22 protein-coding genes and 1 pseudogene are annotated in these 25305 nt (G+C 73.6%); 10 read left to right on the top strand and 13 right to left on the bottom strand.

Annotation, left to right across the window (positions count from 1 at the left end; translation table 11 throughout):
• The first annotated feature begins 74 nt into the window (after positions 1-74).
• The gene (locus tag ACY1JF_RS29040) at positions 75-953 is read left to right on the top strand and encodes a sulfotransferase family protein (protein ID WP_462708241.1); all 879 of its coding nucleotides are present in this window, start codon (positions 75-77) and stop codon (positions 951-953) included.
• A gap of 34 nt (positions 954-987) precedes the next feature.
• Here the strand turns inward: ACY1JF_RS29040 and ACY1JF_RS29035 are convergent, their stop codons facing one another.
• The 3 genes from ACY1JF_RS29035 to ACY1JF_RS29025 all read right to left on the bottom strand — a co-directional run bounded on the left by ACY1JF_RS29035 (position 988) and on the right by ACY1JF_RS29025 (position 5797).
• On the bottom strand, positions 988-3519 hold the full coding sequence (locus ACY1JF_RS29035; RefSeq protein WP_462708239.1) for a wHTH domain-containing protein: 2532 nt from the start codon (positions 3517-3519) through the stop codon (positions 988-990).
• A 50-nt stretch (positions 3520-3569) separates the two neighbouring features.
• Complete coding sequence (locus tag ACY1JF_RS29030) at positions 3570-4553, bottom strand: STM4015 family protein (protein WP_462708238.1); 984 nt, start codon at positions 4551-4553, stop codon at positions 3570-3572.
• 89 nt (positions 4554-4642) lie between these two features.
• Complete coding sequence (locus ACY1JF_RS29025) at positions 4643-5797, bottom strand: ATP-grasp domain-containing protein (protein ID WP_462708237.1); 1155 nt, start codon at positions 5795-5797, stop codon at positions 4643-4645.
• 305 nt (positions 5798-6102) lie between these two features.
• Between ACY1JF_RS29025 and ACY1JF_RS29020 the strand changes: the two genes are divergently transcribed.
• Positions 6103-6993 (top strand): metallophosphoesterase family protein, encoded by an 891-nt coding sequence (locus ACY1JF_RS29020; RefSeq protein WP_462708236.1) that lies wholly within the window; start codon positions 6103-6105, stop codon positions 6991-6993.
• Positions 6990-7673 carry a 4'-phosphopantetheinyl transferase family protein gene (locus tag ACY1JF_RS29015; RefSeq protein ID WP_462708235.1) on the top strand — a complete coding sequence of 228 codons (684 nt, stop codon included), beginning with the start codon at positions 6990-6992 and terminating at the stop codon, positions 7671-7673. Before ACY1JF_RS29020 ends, ACY1JF_RS29015 begins: the two co-directional genes overlap by 4 nt.
• A 6-nt stretch (positions 7674-7679) precedes the next feature.
• Here the strand turns inward: ACY1JF_RS29015 and ACY1JF_RS29010 are convergent, their stop codons facing one another.
• Positions 7680-7997: a hypothetical protein gene (locus tag ACY1JF_RS29010; RefSeq protein WP_462708234.1), complete on the bottom strand. Its 318-nt coding sequence runs from the start codon at positions 7995-7997 to the stop codon at positions 7680-7682.
• A gap of 227 nt (positions 7998-8224) precedes the next feature.
• The gene (locus ACY1JF_RS29005) at positions 8225-8881 is read right to left on the bottom strand and encodes a helix-turn-helix domain-containing protein (RefSeq protein ID WP_462708233.1); all 657 of its coding nucleotides are present in this window, start codon (positions 8879-8881) and stop codon (positions 8225-8227) included.
• 231 nt (positions 8882-9112) lie between these two features.
• Between ACY1JF_RS29005 and ACY1JF_RS29000 the strand changes: the two genes are divergently transcribed.
• Positions 9113-9778, top strand: coding sequence for an MmyB family transcriptional regulator (locus ACY1JF_RS29000; RefSeq protein WP_462708232.1), 666 nt, complete (start codon positions 9113-9115; stop codon positions 9776-9778).
• A 241-nt stretch (positions 9779-10019) separates the two neighbouring features.
• On the opposite strand, the gene ACY1JF_RS28995 is transcribed toward ACY1JF_RS29000, so the two are convergent.
• From ACY1JF_RS28995 to ACY1JF_RS28960, 8 genes and pseudogenes are all read right to left on the bottom strand, one after another.
• Positions 10020-10829 (bottom strand): ABC transporter ATP-binding protein, encoded by an 810-nt coding sequence (locus ACY1JF_RS28995; RefSeq protein WP_462708231.1) that lies wholly within the window; start codon positions 10827-10829, stop codon positions 10020-10022.
• 25 nt (positions 10830-10854) lie between these two features.
• Positions 10855-11631 carry an ABC transporter permease gene (locus ACY1JF_RS28990; protein ID WP_462708230.1) on the bottom strand — a complete coding sequence of 259 codons (777 nt, stop codon included), beginning with the start codon at positions 11629-11631 and terminating at the stop codon, positions 10855-10857.
• Positions 11628-12401 (bottom strand): ABC transporter permease, encoded by a 774-nt coding sequence (locus ACY1JF_RS28985; protein ID WP_462708229.1) that lies wholly within the window; start codon positions 12399-12401, stop codon positions 11628-11630. Before ACY1JF_RS28985 ends, ACY1JF_RS28990 begins: the two co-directional genes overlap by 4 nt.
• Entirely contained in the window at positions 12398-13366 is a 969-nt protein-coding gene (locus tag ACY1JF_RS28980) for an ABC transporter substrate-binding protein (protein WP_462708228.1), read from the bottom strand. The genes ACY1JF_RS28985 and ACY1JF_RS28980 overlap by 4 nt, the downstream gene beginning before the upstream one ends.
• A 136-nt stretch (positions 13367-13502) precedes the next feature.
• A pseudogene (locus tag ACY1JF_RS28975) lies at positions 13503-13663 on the bottom strand (oxidoreductase); the annotation flags it as partial.
• Between the two features lie 259 nt (positions 13664-13922).
• Positions 13923-15152 carry an acyl-CoA dehydrogenase family protein gene (locus ACY1JF_RS28970; RefSeq protein WP_462708227.1) on the bottom strand — a complete coding sequence of 410 codons (1230 nt, stop codon included), beginning with the start codon at positions 15150-15152 and terminating at the stop codon, positions 13923-13925.
• Positions 15153-16126: 974 nt separating this feature from the next.
• A complete protein-coding gene (locus ACY1JF_RS28965) occupies positions 16127-18103 on the bottom strand; it encodes an FAD/NAD(P)-binding protein (RefSeq protein ID WP_462708226.1) in 1977 nt (658 codons plus the stop codon).
• Complete coding sequence (locus tag ACY1JF_RS28960; RefSeq protein ID WP_462708225.1) at positions 18100-19107, bottom strand: amino acid ABC transporter permease; 1008 nt, start codon at positions 19105-19107, stop codon at positions 18100-18102. Before ACY1JF_RS28960 ends, ACY1JF_RS28965 begins: the two co-directional genes overlap by 4 nt.
• A gap of 605 nt (positions 19108-19712) precedes the next feature.
• Between ACY1JF_RS28960 and ACY1JF_RS28955 the strand changes: the two genes are divergently transcribed.
• The 6 genes from ACY1JF_RS28955 to ACY1JF_RS28930 are packed head-to-tail and all read left to right on the top strand — an operon-like array spanning position 19713 to position 25272.
• Positions 19713-20909, top strand: a complete 1197-nt coding sequence (locus ACY1JF_RS28955) for an LLM class flavin-dependent oxidoreductase (RefSeq protein ID WP_462708224.1) — start codon at positions 19713-19715, stop codon at positions 20907-20909.
• A complete protein-coding gene (locus ACY1JF_RS28950; protein ID WP_462708223.1) occupies positions 20906-21451 on the top strand; it encodes a GNAT family N-acetyltransferase in 546 nt (181 codons plus the stop codon). The genes ACY1JF_RS28955 and ACY1JF_RS28950 overlap by 4 nt, the downstream gene beginning before the upstream one ends.
• On the top strand, positions 21448-22404 hold the full coding sequence (locus tag ACY1JF_RS28945; protein WP_462708222.1) for an ABC transporter substrate-binding protein: 957 nt from the start codon (positions 21448-21450) through the stop codon (positions 22402-22404). Before ACY1JF_RS28950 ends, ACY1JF_RS28945 begins: the two co-directional genes overlap by 4 nt.
• Positions 22405-22425: 21 nt before the next feature.
• Complete coding sequence (locus ACY1JF_RS28940) at positions 22426-23448, top strand: amino acid ABC transporter permease (protein WP_462708221.1); 1023 nt, start codon at positions 22426-22428, stop codon at positions 23446-23448.
• Positions 23445-24251 (top strand): amino acid ABC transporter ATP-binding protein, encoded by an 807-nt coding sequence (locus tag ACY1JF_RS28935; RefSeq protein WP_462708220.1) that lies wholly within the window; start codon positions 23445-23447, stop codon positions 24249-24251. Before ACY1JF_RS28940 ends, ACY1JF_RS28935 begins: the two co-directional genes overlap by 4 nt.
• A 37-nt stretch (positions 24252-24288) precedes the next feature.
• The gene (locus tag ACY1JF_RS28930; protein ID WP_462708219.1) at positions 24289-25272 is read left to right on the top strand and encodes an ABC transporter substrate-binding protein; all 984 of its coding nucleotides are present in this window, start codon (positions 24289-24291) and stop codon (positions 25270-25272) included.
• The last annotated feature ends 33 nt before the right edge of the window (positions 25273-25305 follow it).

Genomic DNA, 25305 nt, shown 5'->3' with positions numbered 1-25305 from the left:
TCGCCCGCCGTACACCTCCGGTTCGCCTGCCGCCCCTGGGATGCGGCCAGTACGACGAAGAGAGAGGTGGCACGGTGCGAGACCCGCGACTGTCCGCGATCGGCAAGGGACTGAAGCGCCGGGGGAGGCTGATGGCCCAGGCCGTCAGCCCGCCGCGCCGGGGCCTCGACGCGGTGCCCGCGCCCCGCGAGGCCACGGACGACCGTGTCCGGTACACCGCCCCGCCCGCGCCGCGCCTGGTGGAGTCCCCGGTGTTCGTCCTGTCCTCGGTGCGCTCCGGGTCGACCCTGCTGCGGGTCCTGCTGAACAGCCACAGCCGCATCCGCGCCCCGCACGAGATGCATCTGCGCACCGTGCACGTCCAGCTCTCCCGGCCGTTCACCCCGAAGGCCATGCAGGCGCTGGAACTCGACCGGGAGGAGCTGGAGCACGTCCTGTGGGACCGGGTGCTCCACCTCGAACTGGTCCGCAGCGGCAAGGACATCATCGTCGACAAGACCCCCGCCAACGTCCACGTCCTGCCCCGGCTGAACCGGTGCTGGCCCAAGGCCCGCCGGATCGTCCTGCTGCGCCACCCGGGGGCGGTCGTGGCCTCCCTCACCGCCCGCCGCAGCGACCCGGACCACGCCGCCATCCGCGCCGAGGTCCTCGGCTACGCGGAGAAACTGGAGGAGGCGCGGCACGACCCCACCGCCCACGTCATCACGTACGAGGACCTCACCGCCGAGCCGGAACGGGTCACCCGGGGCATCTGCGAGTACCTCGGCGTCCCCTGGGAGCCCGGCATGCTCGACTACGGCAGCAAGGACCACGGCGACTTCCGGCCCCAGCTGGGCGACTGGTCCGAGACCCTCAAGTCCGGCCGCATCCGCGCCGCCCGCCCCGCCGCCCCGGACACCGACCTGCCCCCCAGGCTGCGGGAGCTGGCGCGGGCCTGGGGGTACCGGGACTGAGGGCGCCCCGTCCCCGGCGGCACGGGGCCGCGGGTCACAACCGCCGTGGCCGGGTGGGGGCGGGCCGCCGGTCCGGGTAGGCGACGTCCGGTATGCCCAGGCCCAGCGCGGTCAGGCGGGGCGCCACCTCCGCCGGGCTCAGGCCCAGCTCGCCGACGACGGCCAGCACGTCCTCCGTCTTCAGGTGGCCGTCGGACCGGGGCAGCGCCTCGACCAGGCGGCGGTCGGCCACGTCGGCCGTGGCCGGCACCCGGACCGGGTGGCCGAGCCGGGTCAGCCGCTCGGCGATCACGAACGGGGCGAGGCCCGTCGCCTCGGCCGCGCGCAGCACGTGCCCGAGGTCCGGTACCGCCCGCCAGCGCAGCCAGGGGGCGCGGGCGTCGGCCCGCTCGCTGAGCACGAGGACGTCCACGTCGTCGAAGCCGTCGAGGACGGGCAGCTCGTGCCGGGTGTTGCCGTAGACCCGGAGGCGTTCGTCGATCTCGGCCGGGGTGCGGCCGAGGGTCCGCGCGGTGAGCAGGACATGACCGAGACCGGCGTCGTCGAGCCGCACCCAGGGGGCGGCGCCGTCCGCGTTCTGGCTGAGGATCAGGGCGTCGTCCGGGTGCGGGACGAAGTCCAGGGTGTGGCCGAGGGCGACCAGCCGCTCCGCGACGTCGTACGGGCTCCTGTCCAGGGTGTGGGCGATGTGCCGGACGCCGTTCGCCGGCACCGGCCGTTCGGGGTCGAGGAACCGGCTGCCGTGACCGTCGACGGTGATGAGCCGCAGGTCGTCGGGGCGTGTCGTCTCCGGCAGCGCCCCGGACGGGAGCCGGTAGCCCAGGGCCCGCAGCCGCCGTCCGACCTCGGCCGGGCCGGTGCCTTCGGCGTGCGCCCGCCGCAGGATGTGCGAGGGCGGCACGACCGCCTCCGGGTCCAGCCAGCCGGTGTCGGTCCTGACCAGCTCGCCGGCGCCGGCGGCGACCGGTCCGGCCGCCGCGCCGTCCGGCAGGACGACGTCGGGGTAGCCCAGCGCCCGGTACCTCTCGGCGGCCTCCCGGACACCGCTGCCCGCCTCCTCGGCGGCCTGCACGAGGCGCCCGTACGGCACGGTGTCCGCCAGCGGCGCCGGGCCGCCGTCCCCCCGGTCCATGACGATGCGCAGGTCGTCCTCGGTGACGACCCGGTCGGGCAGGTCGGGCACCCGGCCGAAGCCCAGCTCCCGCAGCCGGGCCAGTACGGACGCGACGTTCATCCCCTCGGTGTGCGCGGCGTGCAGCACGTACCCGACCGGTACCGGCTCGGTAGGGGAGAGCCAGGGTCCGGCGCCGCCGGGAGCCGGACGGCCGATGATCCGCAGGTCGCTCTCCCGCGCCTCGGCGGGGACGCCCCGCCCGGGCAGGGCGTAGCCGAGCCGCCGGAGCCGCTCCGCGGCCTCGGCGGGGGTGCGTCCGGTACGGAGGCAGGCGGCGAGGAGGTGGGGCAGCCACTCGGGATCGTGCTGCTCCAGCCAGGCGGAACGCCCGCCGGGGGCGCCGCCGATCAGGTCGATGTCCGAGGGCTGGACGGAGTCGGCCCACGGGCCGCCGTCCGGGAGGCGGTGGTGGCCGAGCCGGCCGAGGCGGGCGGCGACCTCGTTCGGGTCGCGGCCGTGGGTGTGGGCGAAGCGCAGGACGTGGTGCAGCGGCACCGGCTGCTTTGCGTCGAGCCAGGGGGCGCGGCCGTCCAGCCCCTCGCTGACGAGGACCAGGTCCTCGGCGCGGACCTCGGCCGCACCGGGCGCCACCCGGAAACCGAGGCGGGTGAACCGCTCGTACAGCGCGGCCACCGCGTCCGCCGTCCGCGCGGGCGACGCCGGCTCGTCACCGTGGTGCCGTACGGCGGGCAGCACCCGCAGCAGGTGGCCGAGCGGCACCGGCTCGGTGTCGGCGAGGAGCGCCCCGGACGCGTCCGTCACCAGGGCCCGGTCGCCGTCCTCGGTCCGCTCGGGGAAGGTGTCGGGGGAAGGCGCCCGGTACCCCAGTTCGGCGAGGCGGTCCGCGAGTTCGGCGGGCGGTCGCCTCAGGCGGACGGAGGCCCGCACGAGGTGGGCCCGCAGCCGGGGCGCGTCGTCCTCCCGGAGCCAGGGCCGCCCGTTCAGCGACGCGCTGACCAGCTTCAGGTCGTCGTCCTCCACCGTCTCCGGCAGCCGGTCCGAGCCCGGTACCAGGAGGCCGAACCCGGCGAGGCGGTCCGCGATCCCGGCGGGCGGCCGTCCCAGCCGGCGGGCGGCGCGCAGGACGTGGGCCCGCAAGGCGGGCAGGTCCTCGGGGGTGAGCCAGGGGTGGCGGCCGTCGAGGTCGTGGCTGAGCAGCTTGGCGTCCTCGTCGGTGAGCGCGGCGATCCGCTCGGCCGGCGGCAGCCGGTAGCCCAGCTCGGCCAGCCGGCCGGCCACCTCGCCGCGCGGCGCGAACCGCGCCGCCGCCGCGCACACGACGTGGCGGGCCGGCACCGGCAGGGCGGGGTCCAGCCAGGGGGGCTCGCCGTTCAGGTCGCGGCTGACCAGGACACGGGCATGATGGTCCGCGGGGACCGGGATGGTGGACACGGGTGCCTTTCTGGGGAGAGGGACCGGGGGAACGGCAGGGAGCGCCGCCGTCATTCGGCGACGGCGGTGTAGCGGAAGGTGTCGCCCCCGAACTCCTCGTCCTCCTGCTGGCCGGACAGGTCCACCCGCACGCCCGCCGGCTCCAGCGCGTCCCACACCCGCAGCATCATGGCGTCACTCAGGTAGTGGTGGTGCAGGTCGACGAAGCGCAGGTGCGTGAGCGGCTGCCCGCGCAGCAGCGCCTCGGCGCCCTCGTCGCCGAGGGAGCCCATGGAGAGCCGGAGCGAGTCCAGCCGGGGCACGACCGGCGCCTGGGCCACCGCGGCGGCGATGTCGTCCTGGAACAGGCTGTTCTGCAGCCCCAGGTGGCGCAGCGCGGGCAGCCGGCCACCGGCCAGCAGCGGCAGCAGGTCCGCCACGGTCGCGTCACCGCCGTAGTTTTCGACGCCCAGCCACATCTCCAGGTACTCCAGGTGGGGGAGGTCGCCGGCCGCGACGCCGCGCACCACCTCGCCGGGCAGTCCGCCGGTCTCGAAGCGCAGCGTGCGCAGCCCCTCGTGCCGGACGGCGGGGAACTTCAGGCCGTTGCCGCCGCGCACACCGAGTTCCCGCAGGCGGGGGTAGGCCGCCAGGACGGGGGAGAGGTCGGACTGCTCGATCCAGGAGATCTCGGACTCCTCCATCTCCACGTCGCCGAGGAAGAGGGCCTCCAGGCCGGTCAGCCGGTCGCTCAGCGCGGCGACCTCCTCGGACACGCCCGGCGCGTCGGACCCGTACCACGGGCTGCCGACGACCAGCGCGCGTATCCCGTCCAGCGGCACGGTCGCGAGGAACCGCTCCCAGTAGGCGTCGGCGTCCTCGTCGTCGGCCCGCTGGCCGGTCCGCAGGCACCAGGCGACCGACGAGGGGTCCTCGGGCAGCGGCAGCGGCCGGGCCTCCCGCGCCTGGGGGAACTCGAACACCGGCAGTCCGTGGAAGCGGTCGAGACGGCTCGCGTCGCGCGGGTGCCGGGGCACGTCGGCCGGGAGTTCCATGGTGGTTCCTCGGAGGTGAGGGTCGGTCAGGGACACCCACTGTTCTAGCAGTGCCCACTGACAACCCGTCACCTCGGGCCGCGGCCCTCCTACAGAGGCCGCCCCGAGACCCCGGTGACCCGGCCGGCGGCCGGGGCCGCCACGGACTGCGCCGGGCGGGCCGGGGACGGTACGGCGGGCACGGCCGGCGGCGCGGGGTCCGTCCGGTGCTGCGGCAGCGGCACCGGCAGCAGCGGACGCGGCCCGGACACCACCGTGTAGTCCTGGCCGAGGAACGGCGGCACGATCTCGCCCGGGTCGTCACCGAGCGCGAGGCGCAGCGCGGCCCACGGGGCGTTGATCCCGCACTGCGACAGCTGGTGCAGCCCGCCCGCCGGACGGGTGTTGACGTCCATCAGCACCGGACGCTCGCCGTGCATCCGGAACTGGATGTTGGACAGGTGGTGCAGCCCGAAGCCCTCCGCGAGCCGCCGCGCGGGCTCCAGCCAGCGCTCGTCGAGCGTGAATCCGCGGCGGCGGCCGTTCTTGGTGCGGCCCACCGCCATGCGCACCCGGTTGTCGGTGCCGGTGAGGCAGTCCACCGACACCTCCGGCTCCTCCAGGCGCGGCATCACCAGCCAGTCGACCGGCTCCTCCGCCGCGCGCACCGCCGCCACCGCCAGGTCCAGCGGCACGTACGGGGAGGGGAAACCGCTCAGGTGCGCCAGGGAGAAGGGGCTGCGCGTGATCACCCGGAAGCCCACCCCGCCCGCGCCGGAGGCGGGCTTGAAGCAGGCCCGGTGCCCCCGCTCCTCCAGCTCCTCCACCGCCGCGACCAGTTCGTCGGCCGTCCGCACCCGCCACCAGGGCGGCACCGGCACGCCGACCGCCTGGGCCGCCTCGTAGCCGATCACCTTGTCCCGGAAGACGGCCACCGCCTCGGGCGGCGGGGCGAGCAGCGCCGTGCCGGCCGCCTCGAACTCGGCGCGGTGCGCCACGATCGCCGTCTGCTGCAGCCGGGGCACGAACACGTCGATGCCGCGCCGCCGGCACTGGTCCAGCGCGAACTCGACGTACGCCGCCGGGGACAGTCCCTCCGGTTCCAGTTCGGCGGTGTCGGCGGCGGCCAGGACGGGGGAGTCGGGGTCGCCGTGCGTGGCGTGGATCTCGACGGCCCGGTCGCCGGGATTTCTCCGCAGCTGATCCATGAAGAACACGTTCTCCGCGTACGTGCGGTTGAGCCAGACGCGTACGCGAGAGACCATGCAGGCCGCCTTCCACGGTAAGCGGGCAGGGCGCAGCCGGCCGTGCCCGGCCAAGGGAGAGATAGGGACACCGAGCCGCTCCGCGTGAAGGGGGAGTCAGGGGCGGTGGTGTCGGGGCGATCATAGGGGTTCGGGGGCGGCCCCGTGCAACGCGCGTGTTAAGGATCGACGGCGCCCGCGCCACGGGCGCGTGACCGAGGGGGCCGGTCTTGTCGCCCCGGCCCGCCGTGTGATCTCGTGGGGGGCGACCGGCCGGGCCCGCGGCGGCGGGCACGAGGCGCCGGAACGTACGAAGGGGGCGAGAGGTGACGACGACGGCCGGTGGCGCCGGACAGCTGTGGGCCGTCAGCGACCTGCACATCGGCTACGAGGAGAACCGGGCCCTGGTCGAGGCCATGCGCCCCGCCTCGGACGACGACTGGCTGCTGGTCGCCGGTGACGTCGCGGAGACCGTCGAGGACATCCGCTGGGCGCTCGGCACGCTCGCCGCACGCTTTTGCCGCGTGGTCTGGGCCCCCGGCAACCACGAACTGTGGACCCACCCCAAGGACACCGTCACCCTGCGCGGCGCCCAGCGCTACGAGCACCTCGTCGAGGTCTGCCGCGAACTCGGCGTGACGACGCCCGAGGACCCCTACCCGCGCTGGGACGGTCCGGGCGGCCCGGTGGCCGTCGCCCCGCTCTTCCTCCTGTACGACTACTCCTTCCTGCCGGACGGCTGCGCCACCAAGGCCGAGGGGCTGGCCTACGCGCACGGCACCGGCATCGTCTGCGCCGACGAGTACCTGCTGCACCCCGACCCCTACCCGAGCCGCGAGGCCTGGTGCCGGGCCCGGGTCGCCGGGACCGAGAGACGGCTGGCGGCGCTGCCGGACGACCTGCCCGTCGTCCTCGTCAACCACTACCCGCTGGACCGGCACCCCACCGAGGTCCTGTGGCACCCCGAGTTCGCCATGTGGTGCGGCACCCGGCTGACCGCCGACTGGCACCGCCGCTTCCGCGTCGACACCATGGTCTACGGCCACCTCCACATCCCCCGGACCACCTGGCACGAGGGCGTCCGCTTCGAGGAGGTGTCGGTGGGCTACCCCCGTGAGTGGCGCAGACGGCCGGGACCGCCCGGACGGCTGCGGCTGATCCGGCCGTACGAGAACACCGGCGAGGGCGGCACGGGCGGGAAGGGCGGGTTCCGGTGATCGAGGAGGTGCTGCCCCGGACGGTGGCCGCCGAGGAGGCGCACGGCCACGGCACCGCCGGGCACACGCCGCTGCACCCCGAGGAGGAGCCGCTGGTGGCCCGCGCGGTGGCCAAGCGCCGCCGGGAGTTCACCGTCGTACGCTCCTGCGCCCGCCGGGCCATGGAACGCCTCGGCGTGCCGCCCCAGCCCATCCTGAACGGCGAACGCGGCGCGCCGCGCTGGCCCTCCGGCCTGGTCGGCAGCATGACCCACTGCGACGGCTACTGCGCCGCCGCCCTGGTCCGCGCCACCGACCTGGCCTCCATCGGCATAGACGCCGAACCGGACGGGCCGCTCCCCAAGGGTGTGCTGTCCGCCGTGGCGCTGCCCGCGGAGGCCGCACGGCTGCGCCGGCTGGCCGCCGAGCGGCCCCGGGTGCACTGGGACCGGTTGCTGTTCAGCGCCAAGGAGTCCGTCTACAAGGCGTGGTTCCCCCTCACCGGCAAGTGGCTGGACTTCTCCGAGGCCGACATCGAGATCACCGAGGACCCCGGCGGGGCGGGCCGCGGCGCCTTCCGCGCCGCGCTGCTGGTGCCCGGGCCCCGGGTGGGGGAGCGGCGGCTGGACCGCTTCGACGGCCGCTGGGCCGCCCGGGACGGCCTGCTCGTCACCGCCGTCACCGTACCGCCGCCCGGCTGACGGAGGTCAGGGCTCGGAGCGCCAGTCCGCCGGCAGCCGGAAGAACGCCTCCTCGCCGCCGGTCAGTCCCGCGTCGCGCAGTGCCTGTTCGGCCTCGTCGAGGACGGCCGGCGGGACGGCCGGGGGCGAGGGGGCGTCCGGCCCGTCCGCGGGCGTGTCGAAGGCGGCCCGTGCGGTGTGCGGCAGGCGCGGACGGCCCGTACGGCGGCGCGTTCCCGGTCGGTCGGTACGGCGGTGGTCGTCGGTCGGCTCTCCCCACGTCGGCGTCAGGCACGCTGCCCCGTACGGCGGCCGCCCCACCAGCTTGCCGCCCCCCGCTGACAACGCGGGCGAGCGGCGTACGGCCGGCGGGGCCGGGGCGGGTGGGGACGCGGCCGTACGGAACGGCCCGGGACGCCCCCGGCGCCGGCCCTTCGCCCCGGCCCGCCCCGCCGCGCGTGCGGGTCGGCGGGCGGCGTCGGCGCCGGCAGGGTCGGTTCCGCCCGCCGGCCGCGCAGGCGGCGCGTCCCCCTCCCGGTGCTCCGGCCCGCTCCCGGGATCAGGACTCGGGATCAGGACTCGGGCCGCTTGACGCTCTCCAGGAGCATGTCCAGCCACTCGGCGACCTTGTCCCGGTGCTGGTCGGTGGGCAGCTGCGCGGCCCGCCAGGCGATCCCGCGCACACCGTGGTCCTGCAACAGCCGCTCCAGCGGATCGCCCGCCGCCTCGGACGCCGCCCGCTCCCGGTCGGCGAGCTGCTGCAACAGCTCCTGCTCGGTGCGCTGCAGGGCACCGGCCAGCGCCTCCGGGTCCTCGGCCGTCAGGAACCCGGCGTGCACCCGGAAGAAGCGCTGGAGGGCGTCGCAGTGCTCCATGGTGGGCCGCCGGTCGCCGTTGATGAGCGCGCCCGCCTGCTGCCGTGACATCCCGGCGCCGTCGGCGATCTCCTGCTGGGTGTACCTGCGGCCGTCGGGCTTGAGCCGGGTGCGCCGCAGCAGGTCGAGGCGTTGCGTGAACCGGACCTGCACATCGGGCTCCCCGGCCGCCCGGCCGCCCAGCAGGGCCTTGACCACGGACTCGGGCACCCCGGAGGCGGCCGACAGCCGGCCGGTGTCGAAGACCTCGGCGTGCGGCACGCCGAGCCGGTCGGCGAGCGCGGCGACGCGGGAGAGCACGGACGTCAGCGCCGCCGTCTGCGTGGTGCCCGGACCCTCGAAGTCACCCGCCACCGACAGATCTCCTACGTCTCTCACCGGACCCACAGGCCACGCACAAGCGGTTGCCGTGAACTTCCCGGAGAGTAGCCGCCGTTCGAACTGGCATCCAGACGTCGCCACAACTGTGGCCAATTTCGGCCGTCAACGGTCATGAAATGCCACGATAGTTGACATGCCTTGCACCTGGGCAGCAGGATCGGGGCGCCGCGTGAAGGCCGCATAGGCAAGAGGGGTGACCTCCCGATGGCATTTCAGGCAGGCGGACAGCGGTCGGCACCGCGGCCCGCCCCCGTGACTCCCGAGGCCCAGGCCTACCTGGACGACTACGCGGCGCTTCTGGACGCCGTCCCGCACCCCTCGTTCGTCGTCGACCACCGCTGGGACGTGGTCCTGGCCAACGGCGCGTTCCGGACACTCTTCCGCGAGGCCGGACCGCACCCGACGGCGATGCCCCACGACAACTTCCTCCGTTACGTGCTCTTCCACCCGGACGCGCCCGCGGTCCTCGGCGAGGCCGAGCACGAGTCGCGCTGGTGCCTGCCGATGCTGGCCCACTTCGCCTCGGCCATCGAACGCCACGGCCACGACCACGCGCTCCAGGCGATCCGCCGCGACATCGCCCAGGACCCGATCATGGAGGCCGCCTACCGGCAGGGCCTGCCGCACTGGATCCGCGCGGTCGGCGAGCAGGCCGTGGAGCACGACGGCACGGTACGGCCGCTGCGCCACCCCGACTCCCGCCGGACCGCCGCCGAGTGCCGCGTGGTCGTCGAGACCTCCCGTTCGCTGGAGGAACTGGGCTACCGGCGGCTGACCCTGGTGCCGCGCGAGACCCGGCGCACCCCGCCCCGCGAGCGCCGCACCCGCACCGGCGCCGCCCGTCTCAGGGTGGTCCCGGCCGCGGAGTGACCGCCCTCCCCACCGGCGAGGCCCGGGCACCGCTTGACGCGAACCGCTCGCACCACCCGCGCTGTTCTCGACCCTGTCCGCGCGGACGGTGCCGGCGGTCCGCGCACACCACGCCGGCGGGCGCGCGGGACCACCGGTTCGACCCGGCCACCGCGCACCACGGCCACCGTGCCGGTGAGCGGTGACGTCCGCTGTCCGCGGCCGCGCGTCACCGGCGACAGCGGCCGGCCGCCGGCCCGGCTCAGCGAGGCGGAGCCGCCTCTTCCGTGACCGCCGGGTGAGCCGCCCCGCGCTTCGCCGCCTGGATCTGCTCGTACACATGGGTCCGCAGCTCGGTGAAGCGCGGGTCCGCGCGGGTGCGCACCTGGTCGCGGTCGGCCGGCAGATCGACCGCGAGCCGCTCGCGCACGACGGTGGGGGAGGCGGAGAGGACCAGGACCCGTTCACCGAGGTACACGGCCTCGTCGATGTCATGGGTGACGAACAGGACGGTGATCCCGCGCTCCCGCCACAGCCGCCGCACCAGGTCCTCCAGGTCGGCGCGGGTCTGCGCGTCCACCGCCGCGAACGGCTCGTCCATCAGCAGCACCTCGGGCTCGTAGGCCAGCGCCCGCGCGATGGCGACCCGCTGCTGCATCCCGCCCGAGAGCTGCCACGGGTAGGCGCCGGCCGCGTCCGCCAGACCCACCGAGGCGAGCGCGTCCGCGACCAGTCCCCGGCGCCGTGCCTTTGCCATGTCCTTCTGTTTCAAGGGGAGTTCGACGTTCTGGCCGACCCGCATCCACGGGAAGAGACTGCGCCCGTACTCCTGGAAGACGAACGCCATCCCGGGCGGCGGCCCGTGCACCGGCCGCCCGGCCAGCGACACCTCGCCGCCGGTCGGCGTGAGCAGCCCGCCCACGCACTTCAGCAGTGTCGTCTTGCCGCACCCGGAGGGCCCGACCAGACACACCAGTTCACCGGCCTCGACGGTGAACGTCAGATCGCGCACCGCCTCGATCCGGCGCCCGGACCCCTCGTACACCTTCCGCAGGCCGCGTACGTCGAGCATGGACCGCCCTTTCGAGAGCTGGGGCTCAAGGCCGCCGGGAGGCGGCGCGCGAACCGTGGTACCAGCCGAGCACCCGCCGCTCGACCAGCCGGAAGAGGACCGAGAGCACGAAACCCAGCAGACCGAGCAGCAGGATGCCGGTCCACATGTCGGGGATCGCGAACGAACGCTGGAACTGCACGACGGTGAACCCGAGCCCGTTGCTCGCGGCGAACATCTCGCTGATCACCATCAGGATGATGCCGATCGACAGGGCCTGCCGCAGCCCCGCGAAGATCTGCGGGCTCGCCGACGGCAGCACGAGGGTACGCAGCCGCGCCACACCCGAAACGCCGTAGGAACGGGCCGTCTCCGCCGCCACCTGGTCGACCGCGCGGACGCCCTCGACCGTGTTGAGCAGGATGGGCCACACCGAACCGGCGGCGATGACGACGATCTTCATGGTGTCGCCGATCCCCGCGAACAGCATGATCACCGGCACCAGCACCGGCGGCGGCACCGCCCGCAGGAACTCCAGCACCGGCTCGCACACCGCCCGCACCCGCCGGTAGGAGCCGATCAGCGTGCCGAGCGCGACCCCCGTGACGGCCGCCAGCGCGTAGCCGCCCGCCAGCCGGTAGACGCTCGGCCACACGTCCCCGCGCCACCGCTCGCCCGTCCACACGTCCGGGAACGCGGTGACGACGGTCCGCAGCGGCGGCCAGTACACGTTCCGGCTGCCGTCCGACGCCACCCACCACACGGCGACCAGCACCACGGGCAGCGCGAGCGTGGACACCAGCCGCACCAGCACCGTCCTCACACCGCCACCTCCCCGCGGACCGACTGGTGCCAGGCCAGCGCCCGCCGCTCCACCGACCGGGCCCCGACGTTGACCAGCAGCCCCAGCAGACCGGCGACGACGATCAGCGCGTACATCTCCGGCACCGCCTGCGAGGTCTGCGCGACCGCGATCCGCGCGCCCAGCCCCGGTGCGCCGATGACCAGTTCGGCGGTGATGGCGAGGATCAGCGCGACCGCCGCCGCCAGCCGCACCCCGGTCATCACGTACGGCAGCGCGGTCGGCCACAGCACGTGCCGCACCCGCGCCCACGCCCCCAGACCGTACGACCGCGCCGTCTCCTCCGCCACCGGGTCGACGTCCTGGACGCCGTACAGGGTCTGGATCAGCACCTGCCAGAAGGAGGCGTAGACGACCAGGAGGAGCACCGAGCGCAGTTCGGTGCCGTAGAGGAGGACGGCGAGCGGGATCAGGGCGACGGACGGGATCGGGCGGAGGAACTCGACGGTGGAGGCGGTCGCCTCCCGCAGGTACGGCACCACGGACAGCAGCACCCCGGCGGCGATCCCGGCGCCGATCGCGATCGCCAGGCCCAGCGCCCAGCCGGTGAGGGTGTCGCCGAGCGCGGTCCAGAAGGCGCCGTCGGTGACCTCGGTGGCCAACGCGTCCGCGATCCGGCTGGTCGGCGGGAAGTACTCCTCCTTCACCAGGCCGAGCCGCGGCACCGCCTCGCCGAGCGCGAGGAAGGCCGCGAACCCGGCCGCGCCCAGCGCGGCGTCGGTCCCCTTCACGGCAGCAGCGCGTCCAGGTCGGGGGAGCGCTTGAACAGGCCGCCCTCCTGGCCCAGCGTCGCCAGCGCCTCGATGGAGGCGCGGTTCGGCTCGGCCGGCCACTTCGGCAGGGTGACCTTCGCCAGCACGTCCGCGGGGATCTTGGTGTACGTCGTGACGATCTCGCGGACCTCGTCGGGGTGGGAGTCGGCGTAGGCGAGCGACTCCGCGGTGGCCCGCTGGAACTTCTCCACCACCTCCGGGTTCTGCCGGGCGTACTGGGTGGAGGTGAAGTACATGGCGACGGTCAGGCCGGGGGCGATGTCCACCATCGAGGAGGCGATCTCCCGGCCGCCCTGGCTCTTGATGGTGGCCAGCGCCGGTTCCACCACCATCGCCGCGTCGATCTGCCCGCCGTCCAGCGCGGCGGGCATCTGGTCGAAGGCCAGCTCGACGAAGTCCACCTTGTCCGGATCACCGCCCGCCTTGCTGACCGAGGCCCGCACCGCGGTCTCGTTGATGTTCTTCAACGTGTTGATGGCGACCTTCTTGCCCTCCAGCTCCTTCGCCGACCTGACCGGGCTGTCGCCCTTGACGGTGATCGCGCCGAAGTCCTCGCCTTCCTCGCCGGTGGAGGCGATGCCGTTGGCCACGGCCTTCACCGGCACGTCGTTGGACTGGGCGATCATGAGCGAGGTCATGTTGGAGAAGCCGAACTGGAACTGACCGCTCGTCACCCCCGGCACGATCGCGGCGCCGCCCTGCGCGAGGGTCGGGGACAGCTTCAGTCCGTGCTTCTCGAAGAAGCCCTTCTTCTGGCCCAGGTAGAGCGGGGCGACGTCGACGATGGGGATGAGGCCCACCTTAACGGTGGTGACGGAGCCGGAGGAGCCGGAGCCGTCGGACCCCCCGGAGTCGGACGAACCGCAGGCCGTCGCGACGACCAGGACGGATACGGCCGTGAGGCCGACGAGCAGACGACGCATGACTCCCCCTGTGAGAGTGTGTGCGCGAACAGCACGAGCGTGCTGACCGGGAACGTAGGGCCCAGGGGAAGCGACGGTCAATGCCCGTGCACCCATCAATCGTTGACAGTCTTGTTGACAGTGCGTGGGGCGGTGATCACAGGTCCAGGACGAGCCGCTCCCCCCGGCATCGGGAGACGCAGATGAGCGTCGTCTCCCCGGCCGCCCGTTCCTCCTCGGTGAGCACCGGGTCCCGGTGGCCGGGGCGCCGTCTACCACCTCCGTCCCACGGGTACCGCAGGCGCCCTCCGCGCGGGAACGCCGCGCCCGACACCTCCGCCGGCGCGGTCACCGCCGCCACGGGCCGGCCGGCCGCCGGCCCGGCCGGTCATGTCACGGCGGGCCTCCGGTCCGAGTGTCCGGTCCGTATCGCCGCCGTGGTCCCGCTGCCGGCCCACCGGGCTGCCGAGGGCCCCGGTGGCGGGGGACCCCGGCGGCAGGCCGATCGGCTCGGGCAGGGGCGAAACCGCGGCACCGGTCTTCCGGATCGGTCTCCCCGGACGTCCCCGCCTCCCGGTCAGGCGGGCAGGACGAACGGAGGGTGGGTGCCGTTGAGGACGTACTCCCCGACATCGCGGAGCCGGTGGGCGACGGGCTCGTACAAGGTGCGGGTCCTGGCGTTGCGCCAGAACCGGTCCAGGCCCAGCCGTGCGGAGGCGGACCGGGCGCCGATGATGTCGAGGGCGCGGGTGGTGGACTCCTGCGCTGCCCGGGCCGCGGCGCTTTCGGCCATCGCCACGAGGACGGAGATGTCCGCACACGCGTCGTAGGTGAGGTCCTCGCCGCGCTCGAGGCCGCCCCGCACGGCCTCCAGCGCTTGATCGGTGAGTGCCGACGCGGAGCGGGTCAGGACGGTGAGTTCTCCGTAGGCGGTCTGTGCCTGCGGGTCGTGCGGGGCACCGGCCGGCCGGGCGGGGTGCCACGGCGCATGGCCCGTCCTGCTGTACTCACGGACCTCGGCGAGCACTCCCTCGGCCATGCCGAGAAGGGACTGGGCGGAGAAGAGACGCCCGGCCGGGGACGCCAGGGCGGCCCGGGGTGACAGCAGGTCATCGTCCGCGGACAGGGAGCCGAGCACGTCGTCGGCGCCCACCGGCACGTCGTCGAACTCCACGCTGCCGCCGGCCGCGAGCCGCTGGCCGAAGGTGTCGGTATCGCCGTCGATCACCACACCGCGACGGGCGGGATCCACCACGACGGCGAGCGGCTCACCCGTGTCCTCCCGCACGGCGCGCACGGCGAGACGATCGGCGACCAGGACCCCGGTGGAGTAGCTCTGCCGACCGGCGAGCACCAGTCCCTCGGAGGCCCTGGCCAGGATCAGAGGCGGCTCCTGAGGCGCGAAACCGCCGCCCCAGCACCACTGTTCGGCCGCGGACCGCTCCTCTGTCCGCGCTGCGAGAGCGGGCCCGGCGAAGAACCGGGCGCTCCACGACATGAAGTAGTGACAGCCGAGGAGCTGACCGATCGCGCCGTCGGCCGCGGCGATCTCCCGGACGACGGCGTAGGCCGTGGACCAGTCCGCGCCGTCTCCCTGGGACTCGGGCGGCGTCAGGAGCGTCAGCAGTCCCGCCTCGCGCAGCCGGGACACCTCGTCGACCGGGACCTTGCCCGCCTGCTCCCTGGCCACGGCGTCCGTGGCCAGGTCGTCCGCCACCTCGCGGGCCACGCGCAGCCAGTGCGCGTGGCCGGGCCCGGTCCGGCCGGACGGCGAGGCGGGGTGGGGCGGCGCGGAGGCAAGGCTCATGGAAGTGGTCTCCTCGAGGTCGGCAGCGGAGCGCGGCGTCGGAGCTCTCCTGCTGGTCGGACACGTACGTGTGGTCCGCGCGCCGGACGGCGGCGACGCGGTACCGGTGAGCTTCGCCCGGCTCGCGGCGCGGGCGGGCGGTGCGGGCATCCGCGGTGCGGGCATCTGCGGTGCGGGCATCTGCGGTGCGGGCATCTGCGGTGCGGGCATCTGCGGTGCGGGCATCTGCGGTGCGGGCATCTGCGGTGCGGGCATCCGCGGTGCGGGCATCCGCGGTGCGGCCGTCGCCGAGGTGGCCGTGGTCCCGGACGGCGGCCACCAGCCGCTCACGCGTCCGCGCGTGGTGGGGGTGCTGAGCGGGACGCGCCGGCAGCTCGGACTCGGGGGAGGCGAGGCCGGGTCCGCGTCCGCCGGCCCCGGTGGCATGCCGCGCCGGATCGACGCGGACGACGTCGTCCGCCGTCCGCCGGACGGGGGCCGGGCCCGCGGCGGCGACCGGCCGGATCCCGGGCCGTGGCCTGTCCTTGGCGAAGGGCCCGGTGGGACCGGTGCCCTCGGGGCCGAGCACACGGCGGCCGACGAGCGGGGCAAAAGCGTGTCCCCGGATGTCTCCGCGAGCGGCGTCCCCCACCGGGCGAGGACGGGGCGTGCCCAGGAGGAGCGGATCGTGCGGGGTGGTCCGGGCCGGAAGTGCCGTGGTCATGGCGGTCGCCCCTCGGAAGCGTGTCGGGCCGGCAGGCGCCGGGGGCGAATTCGCCCGATCGCCCGGGAAGGGGGAGAGGAGCGGCACGGGCGAAGGTGCGAGCCGCGTGCCCTACGCGCGGCAGCGGGCGGCGCTGACGACGTGAGCGAAGTCGACATGCCGACGACGAACGAGTCGTTGCTGCTTACGGGGCATGTCCACCATCCTGTGCGCCCCCGGCGGACACAGTCAAGGTTTCCCTAGTAATTCGATAGGAAAAGTAGGGAAGTTCTCACACTCCGAGAGGCCGGCCGTCCACCGGGGACGCGGCCGTCTCGGCCTCGGCGGCGCTCAGGGCACGCAGGAGCGCGCGGGCGACCGCGTCGTTCTGGCGGAAGGCCGGCGCGTCGGTGCGGGGACGGGCGAAGGCGGCGACGGCCCGGCTGTTGGTGGGGGCGCCGAGGGCGACGCGGCGGGGGTGGGGGCTGTCGAGGGACGGGTCGAGGACGTGGCCGTCCGTGGGGGAGACGGCGAGCAGGCCGGAGCGGTGGGTGTGGGTGGGGTCGGCGATGACCTCCTCGGCGAGTGCGCCTTCCCGGTACAGGCCCCGCAGGAGCGGGTCCTCGGTGCGGATCAGGGAGGGGCCCGGCAGGTACGCCTCGACGAGGGCGGTGGCGTGGAGGACGTGTCCCGGCACGGTGGGGCCGGTCGCGGTGAAGGTGCCGGTGCTCTCGTCGGTGCCGATCCGGAGGCCGGCGCCCAGGAAGCGGACGATCCCGGCCCGGGAGAGGGCGTGCAGCTGGCGCAGGCGGAAGCCGGGCGGGCCGGAGGCCAGGAAGCTGAAGAAGCCGTGCCACCAGCCGTCGAGCTGCTCGGCGACGGAACGCGCGGTCAGTCGCCCCGCCGCGACCAGGCGGGGCAGTTGCCCGTAGACCGAGAGCAGGGCGAGGAACGCCCCGAGGTCGGCGCTGAACGCCGGGTCCTCGCGGCGGGCGACGTCCCGGGCGATGTGGTCGCGCAGGTGGTCCTGGAGGGCCTCCGGCGTGGGGAAGGCGAGGCCGTCCAGCGGGCGGTCCAGGACCTCGAAGTCCAGGCGGTCCGCCGGGTCGGGTACGGACGCGGTGACGAGGGCCGCCATCTCGGCGTCGTACCAGCCCAGGCGGTCGTAGGCGGCGACGAAGTCCGGCCAGGGGAGGGCCGTTCGCCCGGGGTGGGCGTGGAAGAGCTCGTGGTAGTGCCCAAAGCCGATCTCCTTGGCCATCAGCGGCCACACGTCGCGCCGCAGGTCCAGCGGACGGCCCTCGGCGAGCAGCGCGTCGACCGCCTCGGGGCCGAGGTGGCGCGGCAGTGGAGGCCGGGGGCCCTGGAGGCGGTAGCGCGTCTTGGAGTGGTACGGCACCCCGCGCCGCGATCCGACGTGCAGGACCGGCTCGCGGCCGGACGGGAGGTAGGTGAGGGTGCCGTCGGCCTCGGTGCGGTAGGTGCCGCCGCGGCCCTCGGTGAGCAGCGCCATCAGGTCGATGAAGGCCAGTCCGAAGCCGCGCGCGATGACGTGTTCGCCGGGGCGCAGCCCGGACAGGTCGGCGTCGGCGGTGAACTCGGGCGGGAGGTGGAAGCGGCCGTGCCGGCGGGCGAAGGCGGCGTGGTCACGGTGGTCGGCGGCGGGAGCGGAGCCGAGGTGTCCCTGGGCCAGGACCACCAGGTCGGCGGTGAGCGGAGCGGCACGGCCGGCCAGGTGCACGTACTGCGGGCCGTCCGGTGGACCGGTGACGGCGGTCGCGGTGGCGCGGTGCCACTCGACGGTGACCGAGGCGGGCAGCTCGGTCAGCACCCTGCGGAAGACCCAGTCCAGATAGGCGCTCTGGACGCGGCGGGTGGGGAAGTCGGACCCGGTGAGCGTGCGCAGTTCGGCGAGGACTTCCGGGTCGGCGGGTTCGGCGTACGGGGGGTGGCGTGGGCCCCGGCCGGCGAACTGGGCGGCCCACTCGGCGAGCGAGGGGCCGGGCCGCACCGGGCCCTCGATGGTGGACGACTCGTCGGTGAACATGGTGACGTCCTCGGCCATGGAGTTCATCCGCAGCAGCGGCGACTGCTCGTGACGCCAGACGCGTCCCGGGCCGGGCGGGTGCGGATCCACCAGGTGGATACGCAACTCCCGTACACCGTCCCACAGTTCGGGAGCATTGGCGGCGATGCGCTCCAGCAGGCCCGTGGCGCGCGGCCCCGCGCCGACAACGACCAGGACGGCCGGCGAAGGGGTGCTGCTCACCGGTCACCACCGATCGCCGGACGGGCGTCGGCGGCCGTGGCCGCGCTCAGCCGGTGGCGCACGGCGGTCAGGTGGCCGCGCAACCGTCGCAGCGGGGTGGGCGGCAGGGCGCGGGAGGCCCCGCGCGCGTAGTACCGCTCGACGTAGAACTGGCCCGCGCTGAGCACGGTGGTGACCGCGATGTACCAGAGGGTGGCGACCATCAGCAGCGGGATGACCTGGTAGGTCTGGTTGTAGATGAGCTGCACCGAGTACAGCAGGTCGTGCACGGCCAGCACGCTGACGATGCTGGTGCCTTTGAGGGTGCCGGTCAGCATGTTCCCGGCCGTGGGCACGATGGAGCGCATCGCCTGGGGGACGACGATCCGGCGCAGGGTGCGGTGTCTGCTCAGCCCGAGGGCATGGGCCGCCTCGGTCTGCCCGGGGTCCACGGAGAGGATGCCGCCGCGCACCACCTCGGCGGCGTAGGCGGTCTCGTGCAGGGTCAGGCCGACGACGGCGGTCAGGGTGGGGCCGAGCAGGTCGACCGTCTTGACGGTGAGGAACTGCGGGCCGAACGGGACGCCGAGGCCCAGCGTCGGATACAGGGCGCCGATGTTGAACCAGAACAGCAACTGCACCAGCAGCGGCGTGGACCGGAAGATCCACACATAGCCCCAGCTCAGCGTGCGCAGCACAGGGCTGGCCGACAGCCGCATCACCGCGAGCACGGTGCCCAGCAGGAAGCCGAGCACCATCACCACGGCGGTCAGCCACAGGGAGAGCAGCAGTCCGTCGAGCACGGCGGCGGTGGTGAAGTACCGGCCCACCACGCTCCATTGGAAGGCGTCGTTGCGGACGACGGAGTTGAGCCCCATCGCGAACAGCAGCAGTGCGGCGGCAGCGGTCGCCCAGCGGCCGAGGTGCCGGCGCGGCACGATGCGCGGCACGTCGGGGCCGGGCACGCTCGCCCCTTTCGGGGACTTCGTCGAGGGAGCTGGTGTGACTTCGGAAGGCGTGACCATCGAGAGGCTCTCCGGGGGGAGGGATCGCAGGCGTGGGTGACCACCCGGTGGCACCCGCAGGGAGCGCGACGGCACAGGCGCTGCGTGCGTACGGGGCGTCCGGGCTCGGCGTCGTCACATTCGCCGCGTCCCTCAACGCGGCCGGAGAGGCCGCCGCGCAGGGCGGCCGGCCCGCTGCCGATCGTATGTGCCCAGGGCGTCGATGTGTCAACAGCCCCCTGGGCAGGGGCAGGGGCAGAGCCGGTCCGGAAGATCCGGCATCCGGGCACTGCTTGACGAGCGCCACGATGTCCTGCTCAATTAGTCGCATGGATGCCCAGCAGCGCTTGGTCTCGCGCGATCACATCGACTTCGGTCGGGTGTGGTCCGCCGCGTGTTGCGCCTGACTCGGCAGCGGGCCGTCTGACCGGCCCTTCCCTCCCTCGGTGACCCCGTCGCGGGCCGAGTTCCCCCCTCACGCGCGCTGCCGCAGCTCCGCCTCTCCCGACACTCGACGTCGTCACGACCGCACCGGCCCGTCCGCCTGACGGTCCGTGCGCTCACGCCCGCGCGCAGGGCAGTTCCGTCATGCCCGCGTGTCGCCGCACCCCGAAAGGTCATCTCCCATGCCAGTGGAGTTCCTCGGCATCGCCGCCACCAACGACGGCTCCGAAACCACCCCGCGTTCCGGCCCCGCGTTCGACAAGGAGTACACGCTCCGGCTCGCCCGGGCCCACGAGGACCACGGCTGGGACCGGGTGCTGTTCGCCTACGGCTCCGGATCCCCGGACCCCGCGTCGGCCGCCGCGTACATCGCGAGCAGACTGGAGCACCTGCAGATCCTCCTCGCGCACCGGCCCAACGTCTCCTACCCCACCTTCGCCGCCAAGACCTTCGCCACCCTCGACCAGATCAGCGAAGGCCGGCTGACCGTGCACTTCATCACCGGCGGCAACGACCACGAGCAGGGCCGCGAGGGCGACACCCTCACCAAGGACGAGCGCTACGCCCGCACCCGCGAGTACATCCGGATCGTCAAGAAGGCCTGGACCACCCGCGAGCCCTTCGACCACGAGGGCGAGCACTACCGCTTCCACGACTTCGTCAGCGACGTCTTCCCCGCCCGACAGCCCCGCCCGGACGTCTCGTTCGGCGGTTCGTCCCCTGCCGCGTACGCCGCGGGGGGCGCCGAGGCCGACATCTACTGCCTGTGGGGCGAGCCCCTCGCCAAGACCGCCGAGCAGATCGAGAACGTCAAGGCCGCGGCGGAGGCCGCGGGCCGCAGCGACGTGCCCCGCATCCAGGTCGCCTTCCGCCCGATCATCGCCCCGACCGAGGAACTGGCCTGGGAGAAGGCCCACCGCACGGTCGGCGCGATCAGGGCCCGCAAGGAGAAGGGCGAGGCGGTCACCAAGCGTCACAACGGGCACGCGCAGCCGCAGAACACCGGTTCGCAGCGGTTGCTCGCCATCGCCGAGGCGGGGGAGCGCTACGACCGCGCCCTGTGGACCCCGACCGCCGCCGCCACCGGCGGCGCGGGCAACTCCAACGCCCTGGTCGGCACCCCCGAGACGGTCGCCCAGGCGCTGCTCGACTACTACGACCTCGGCGTCGACATCCTCTCCGCCCGCGGCTACGACCTGCTGGGGGACGCCATCGACTTCGGCCGGTACGTGATCCCGATCGTCCGCGAGGAGGTCGCCAAGCGCGACGCCAAGCGCGACGCCGAGCGCGACGCCGAGCGCGACGCCGAGCGCGACGCCGAGCGCGACGCCGAGCGGGCGGCACGCGGGACGCACACCCTTGCGGCGGTGGGCGGATGACCTCCGTGGCCTCGCCGTCGTCCTCGGCAGCGGAGGTGACCGTGGTCCATGTCCGCGTCTGCGACCCGCGCGTGAGACCCCTGCTGCGCGAACTGGGCCACGAGTACTCCACGCGCTACGGCAAGGACGCCCACGCCGAGATCGCCCGCTACCCCGACGAGGAGTTCACCGAACCGTACGGCGGCCTGCTGCTCCTGCTGCTGGAGCGCGGCGAGCCCGTCGCGGGCGGCGCCTTCCGGCGGTACGACGCGGCCACCGCCGAACTGAAACGGATCTGGACCCACTCCGCCCACCGGCGGCGCGGCCTCGCCCGCCGTGTCATCGCCGAACTGGAGAACGAGGCGGTCACCCGCGGTTACCGGCGGATCTACCTGACCACCGGGCCACGCCAGCCCGAGGCCCGCGGCCTGTACCTGGCCACCGGCTACACACCGCTGTTCGACACCGAGGCCGACCCGGAGACCATCGGCCCGCTGCCCTTCGAGAAGCGGCTGCCGGCCCAAGCACGCACCGCACGCACGGGAAAGGCGGCCCGCCTGTGAACCCTCGCCCGATCAGGACCCGCCTGCGCGTCGCCGCGGCCATCGCGCTGCTGCCCGTGGTGGCGCTGACCGCGTGTGGCTCCGGCGACACCCCCGGCACCACACCGGCGGGCGCCCAGGCGTCGCCCGCGCCGACCGACGACCCGGTGGCCGCCGTACGCAAGGTGGACTCCGTCGCCGCCCTGCTGCCCGCCGACATCCGCGCGGCGGGCACGCTCCGCGTCGGCAGTTCGATCGGGTCCCCGCCCGGGGCGTACTACCCGAACGGACAGGACAAGCCGCCCGCCGGCCAGGACATCGACCTCGCCGACGCGGTGGCCAAGGTCCTCGGCGTGAAGCTGGAGCGGCAGGACGCCTCCTTCGAGACGATCCTGCCCGCCCTGGGCAGCGGCAAGTACGACTTCGGGACCGGCAACTTCGGCGTCACCACCGAACGCTTGAGGACCATCGACTTCGTCACCTACATCGACGACGGCCAGGGCTTCGCGGTGAAGACGGGCAACACCGCCCTGGGCAAGGAGGTCACCGACCTCACCCAGCTGTGCGGGCTGACCATCGGCACCGGCGCAGGCACCACCTTCGAGGCGACCCTCACCGCGCGGAAGGACGTGTGCGCCGAGGCGGGCAAGGAACCGTACGACGTGAAGGTCTACTCGGAGAACGCGGCGACCCTCACCGCGCTCCAGCAGGGCCGCGTCGACGTGATCATGTCGACCATCAACGGCCTGCTCCACCAGGCGTCCCAGCCCGCCTCCCGGACCACCTTCCTCGGCGAGTTCCACCGCCTCGACGTCGGCTTCGCCTTCAAGAAGGGCTCCCCGCTCACCAAGGCCTTCCAGGCCGCCGTCAACGAGCTGATCAAGGACGGCACGTACGCCCGGATCCTCGAGAAGTGGGGCACCTCCGCATCCGCGATCGACGCGTCGCGGATCAACCCGCCCGAACACACCTGAGAGCTGAGCAGGAACACCACGATGCCATCCACCACCGGCACCGCGCCGCCCGGCGCGGCCACCCCGGGCACCGGTCCCGAAACCCCGCCCGCCCCGGACGACCCGGCCTCCCTCAAGGTCGTCCCCGCCCGCCACCGCGCCCGCTGGACGGCGGCCGTCGCCGTGACCGTGCTGGTCGCCCAGTTCGTGCACGGCCTGGCCACCAACCCGGTCTGGGAGTGGGGTGTCTTCAGCGACTACGTGCTGTCCGAGACGATCGTGCAGGCGGTGTGGGTGACCCTCCAGCTCACCGCGTACGCCACCGTGCTGGGCTCCCTCCTGGGCACCGTCCTGGCCTTCATGCGGCTGTCGCACAGCCCGGTGCTGCAGACCGTCGCCTGGACCTACGTCTGGATCTTCCGGTCCATCCCGATGATCGTCCAGCTGGTGTTCTGGTTCAACCTGAGCGCGCTGTACGAAAGGCTGGGCTTCGGTATCCCCTTCGGCCCGGTGTTCTGGTCCGTCGACAGCAACAGCGTCATCGGCACCATGGGCGCCGCCGTCATCGGACTGACGCTGCACCAGGCCGCCTATGCCGCCGAGATCGTGCGGGGCGGTGTCCTCGCCGTCGACCCCGGGCAGCTGGAGGCGGCCGCCGCGCTGGGCGTTCCCCGGCTGCGGCAGATCCGCCGGATCGTGCTGCCGCAGGCCATGCGAGCCATCCTGCCCACGGCCGGCAACGAGATCATCGGCCTGCTCAAGGGCACCTCGGTGGTCTACGTGATGTCCATCGGCGAGCTGTTCTACCAGGTGCAGGTGATCTACGGCCGCAACGGCCGGGTGATCCCGCTGCTGCTGGTCGCCACCGCCTGGTACGTGGTGCTGACCTCCCTGCTGTCGGTCGCGCAGTACTACGTGGAGCGCCGCTACGCCCGGGGCGCCGACCGCACCCCGCCGCCCACCCCGCTCCAGCGCGCCCGCCGCTTCGTCCGGACCCTGCGCGCGACCGCCGCCCAGCGCAACCAGCCCGTCATACCCCTGAAGCCCTTGGGAGACAGCCGATGAGCGACGTGACGGCGGCCGTCGAGGACACGACGCCGACGGCCGACGGCGTGATGGTGGATGTCCGCGGCGTCCACAAGAGCTTCGGTCCGGTGGAGGTGCTGCGCGGCGTCGACCTCCGGGTCCGCGCCGGCGAGGTCACCGTGATCCTCGGCCCGTCCGGCTCCGGGAAGTCCACGCTGCTGCGCACCATCAACCACCTGGAGAAGGTGAACCGCGGCTGGATCAGCATCGACGGCGAACTCATCGGCTACCGCCGCTCCGGGAACAAGCTGCACGAGCTGAAGGAGAAGGACGTACTGAGGCAGCGTACCCACATCGGGTTCGTCTTCCAGAACTTCAACCTCTTCCCCCATCTGACCGTGCTGGAGAACCTGATCGAGGCTCCCGTCTCCGCGCTGCGCCGCCCGCGCAGGGCAGCGGAGGAGACGGCCCGCCGGCTCCTCGACCGGGTCGGCCTCGCCGACAAGGCCGCCGCCTACCCCCGGCAGCTCTCCGGCGGCCAGCAGCAGCGCGTGGCCATCGCCCGCGCACTCGCCCTCGAACCCAAGGTACTGCTCTTCGACGAGCCCACCTCGGCGCTCGACCCGGAACTGGTCGGCGAGGTCCTCGACGTCATCAAGGACCTGGCCCGCACCGGAACCACCATGATCGTCGTGACCCACGAGATCGGCTTCGCCCGCGAGGTCGCCGACACCGTGGTGTTCATGGACGGCGGTGTCGTCGTGGAACAGGGCCCGCCCGCGGCCGTCCTGGACGACCCGCGCCACGAGCGCACCCGCGCCTTCCTCTCCAAGGTCCTCTGACCAGCCCCCTCCCTTTCCGCAAGCAAGGAGCACGACGATGTCCACCTCGATCGCCCGCCGCACCGCCGCAGCCGCGCTCGGACTCGCCACCGCCCTCGTCCTCGCCGCGTGCAGCAACCCCGACGACGGCGGTACGACCGAGGTCGCGGCCACGTCGGGCAGCAAGACGAAGATCAACATCAGTCCGGACCAGAACCGCGTCACCACCGGCAAGGTCGACTCCATAGCCGCCGAGGTCCCGGAGGAGATCCGCAGGAGAGGCACCCTGGAGATCGTCGAGTCGTCCAACTCCGCCGCGCCGCTGACCTTCTTCGCCACCGACAACAAGACCGTCATCGGCGTCGAGCCCGACATCGCCTCCCTCGTCGCCGACGTGCTCGGCCTCGAGCCGCACATCAACGTGGTCTCCTGGGAGAACATCTTCGTCGGCCTGGACAGCGCCAAGTACGACGTCGGGTTCAGCAACATCACCGTCACCGAGGAGCGCAAGGAGAAGTACGACTTCGCCACCTACCGGGAGGACAACCTGGGCTTCGAGGCGAAGAAGGGCAGCGGCCTGAAGGTCACCGGGCCCGAGGACGTGGCCGGCGAGACGGTCGCCGTGAGCAGCGGCACCAACCAGGAGAAGCTGCTCATCGAGTGGAGCGAGGAGAACGAGAAGGCCGGCCGCGAGCCGGTGGACATCAAGTACTACCAGGACGACAGCGACATCTACCTCGCCCTCCAGTCCGGCCGCATCGACCTCTACCTCGGTCCCAACCCGACCGCCGCCTACCACGCGGCCACCACCGGGAAGACGGAAGTGGTCGGCACGTACTCCGGGGCCGGCTCCACCCTCCAGGGCCTCATCGCGGCCACCACCAAGAAGGACAGCGGCCTGGTCAAGCCGCTCACCGACGCCCTCAACCACGTCATCGGCAACGGCACATACGCGAAGGTGCTCGAACGCTGGGGCCTGTCCGACGAGGCCGTGACCAAGTCCGAGACCAACCCGCCCGGCCTGCCCAGGACCGACAAGTAGCCGACCCGGGGCGCGCGGGCCGTACGGCGCCCG

Source organism: Streptomyces sp. SYSU D01066-1, assembly GCF_054956795.1.
This window is presented reverse-complemented; position numbering and strand designations above follow the sequence as displayed.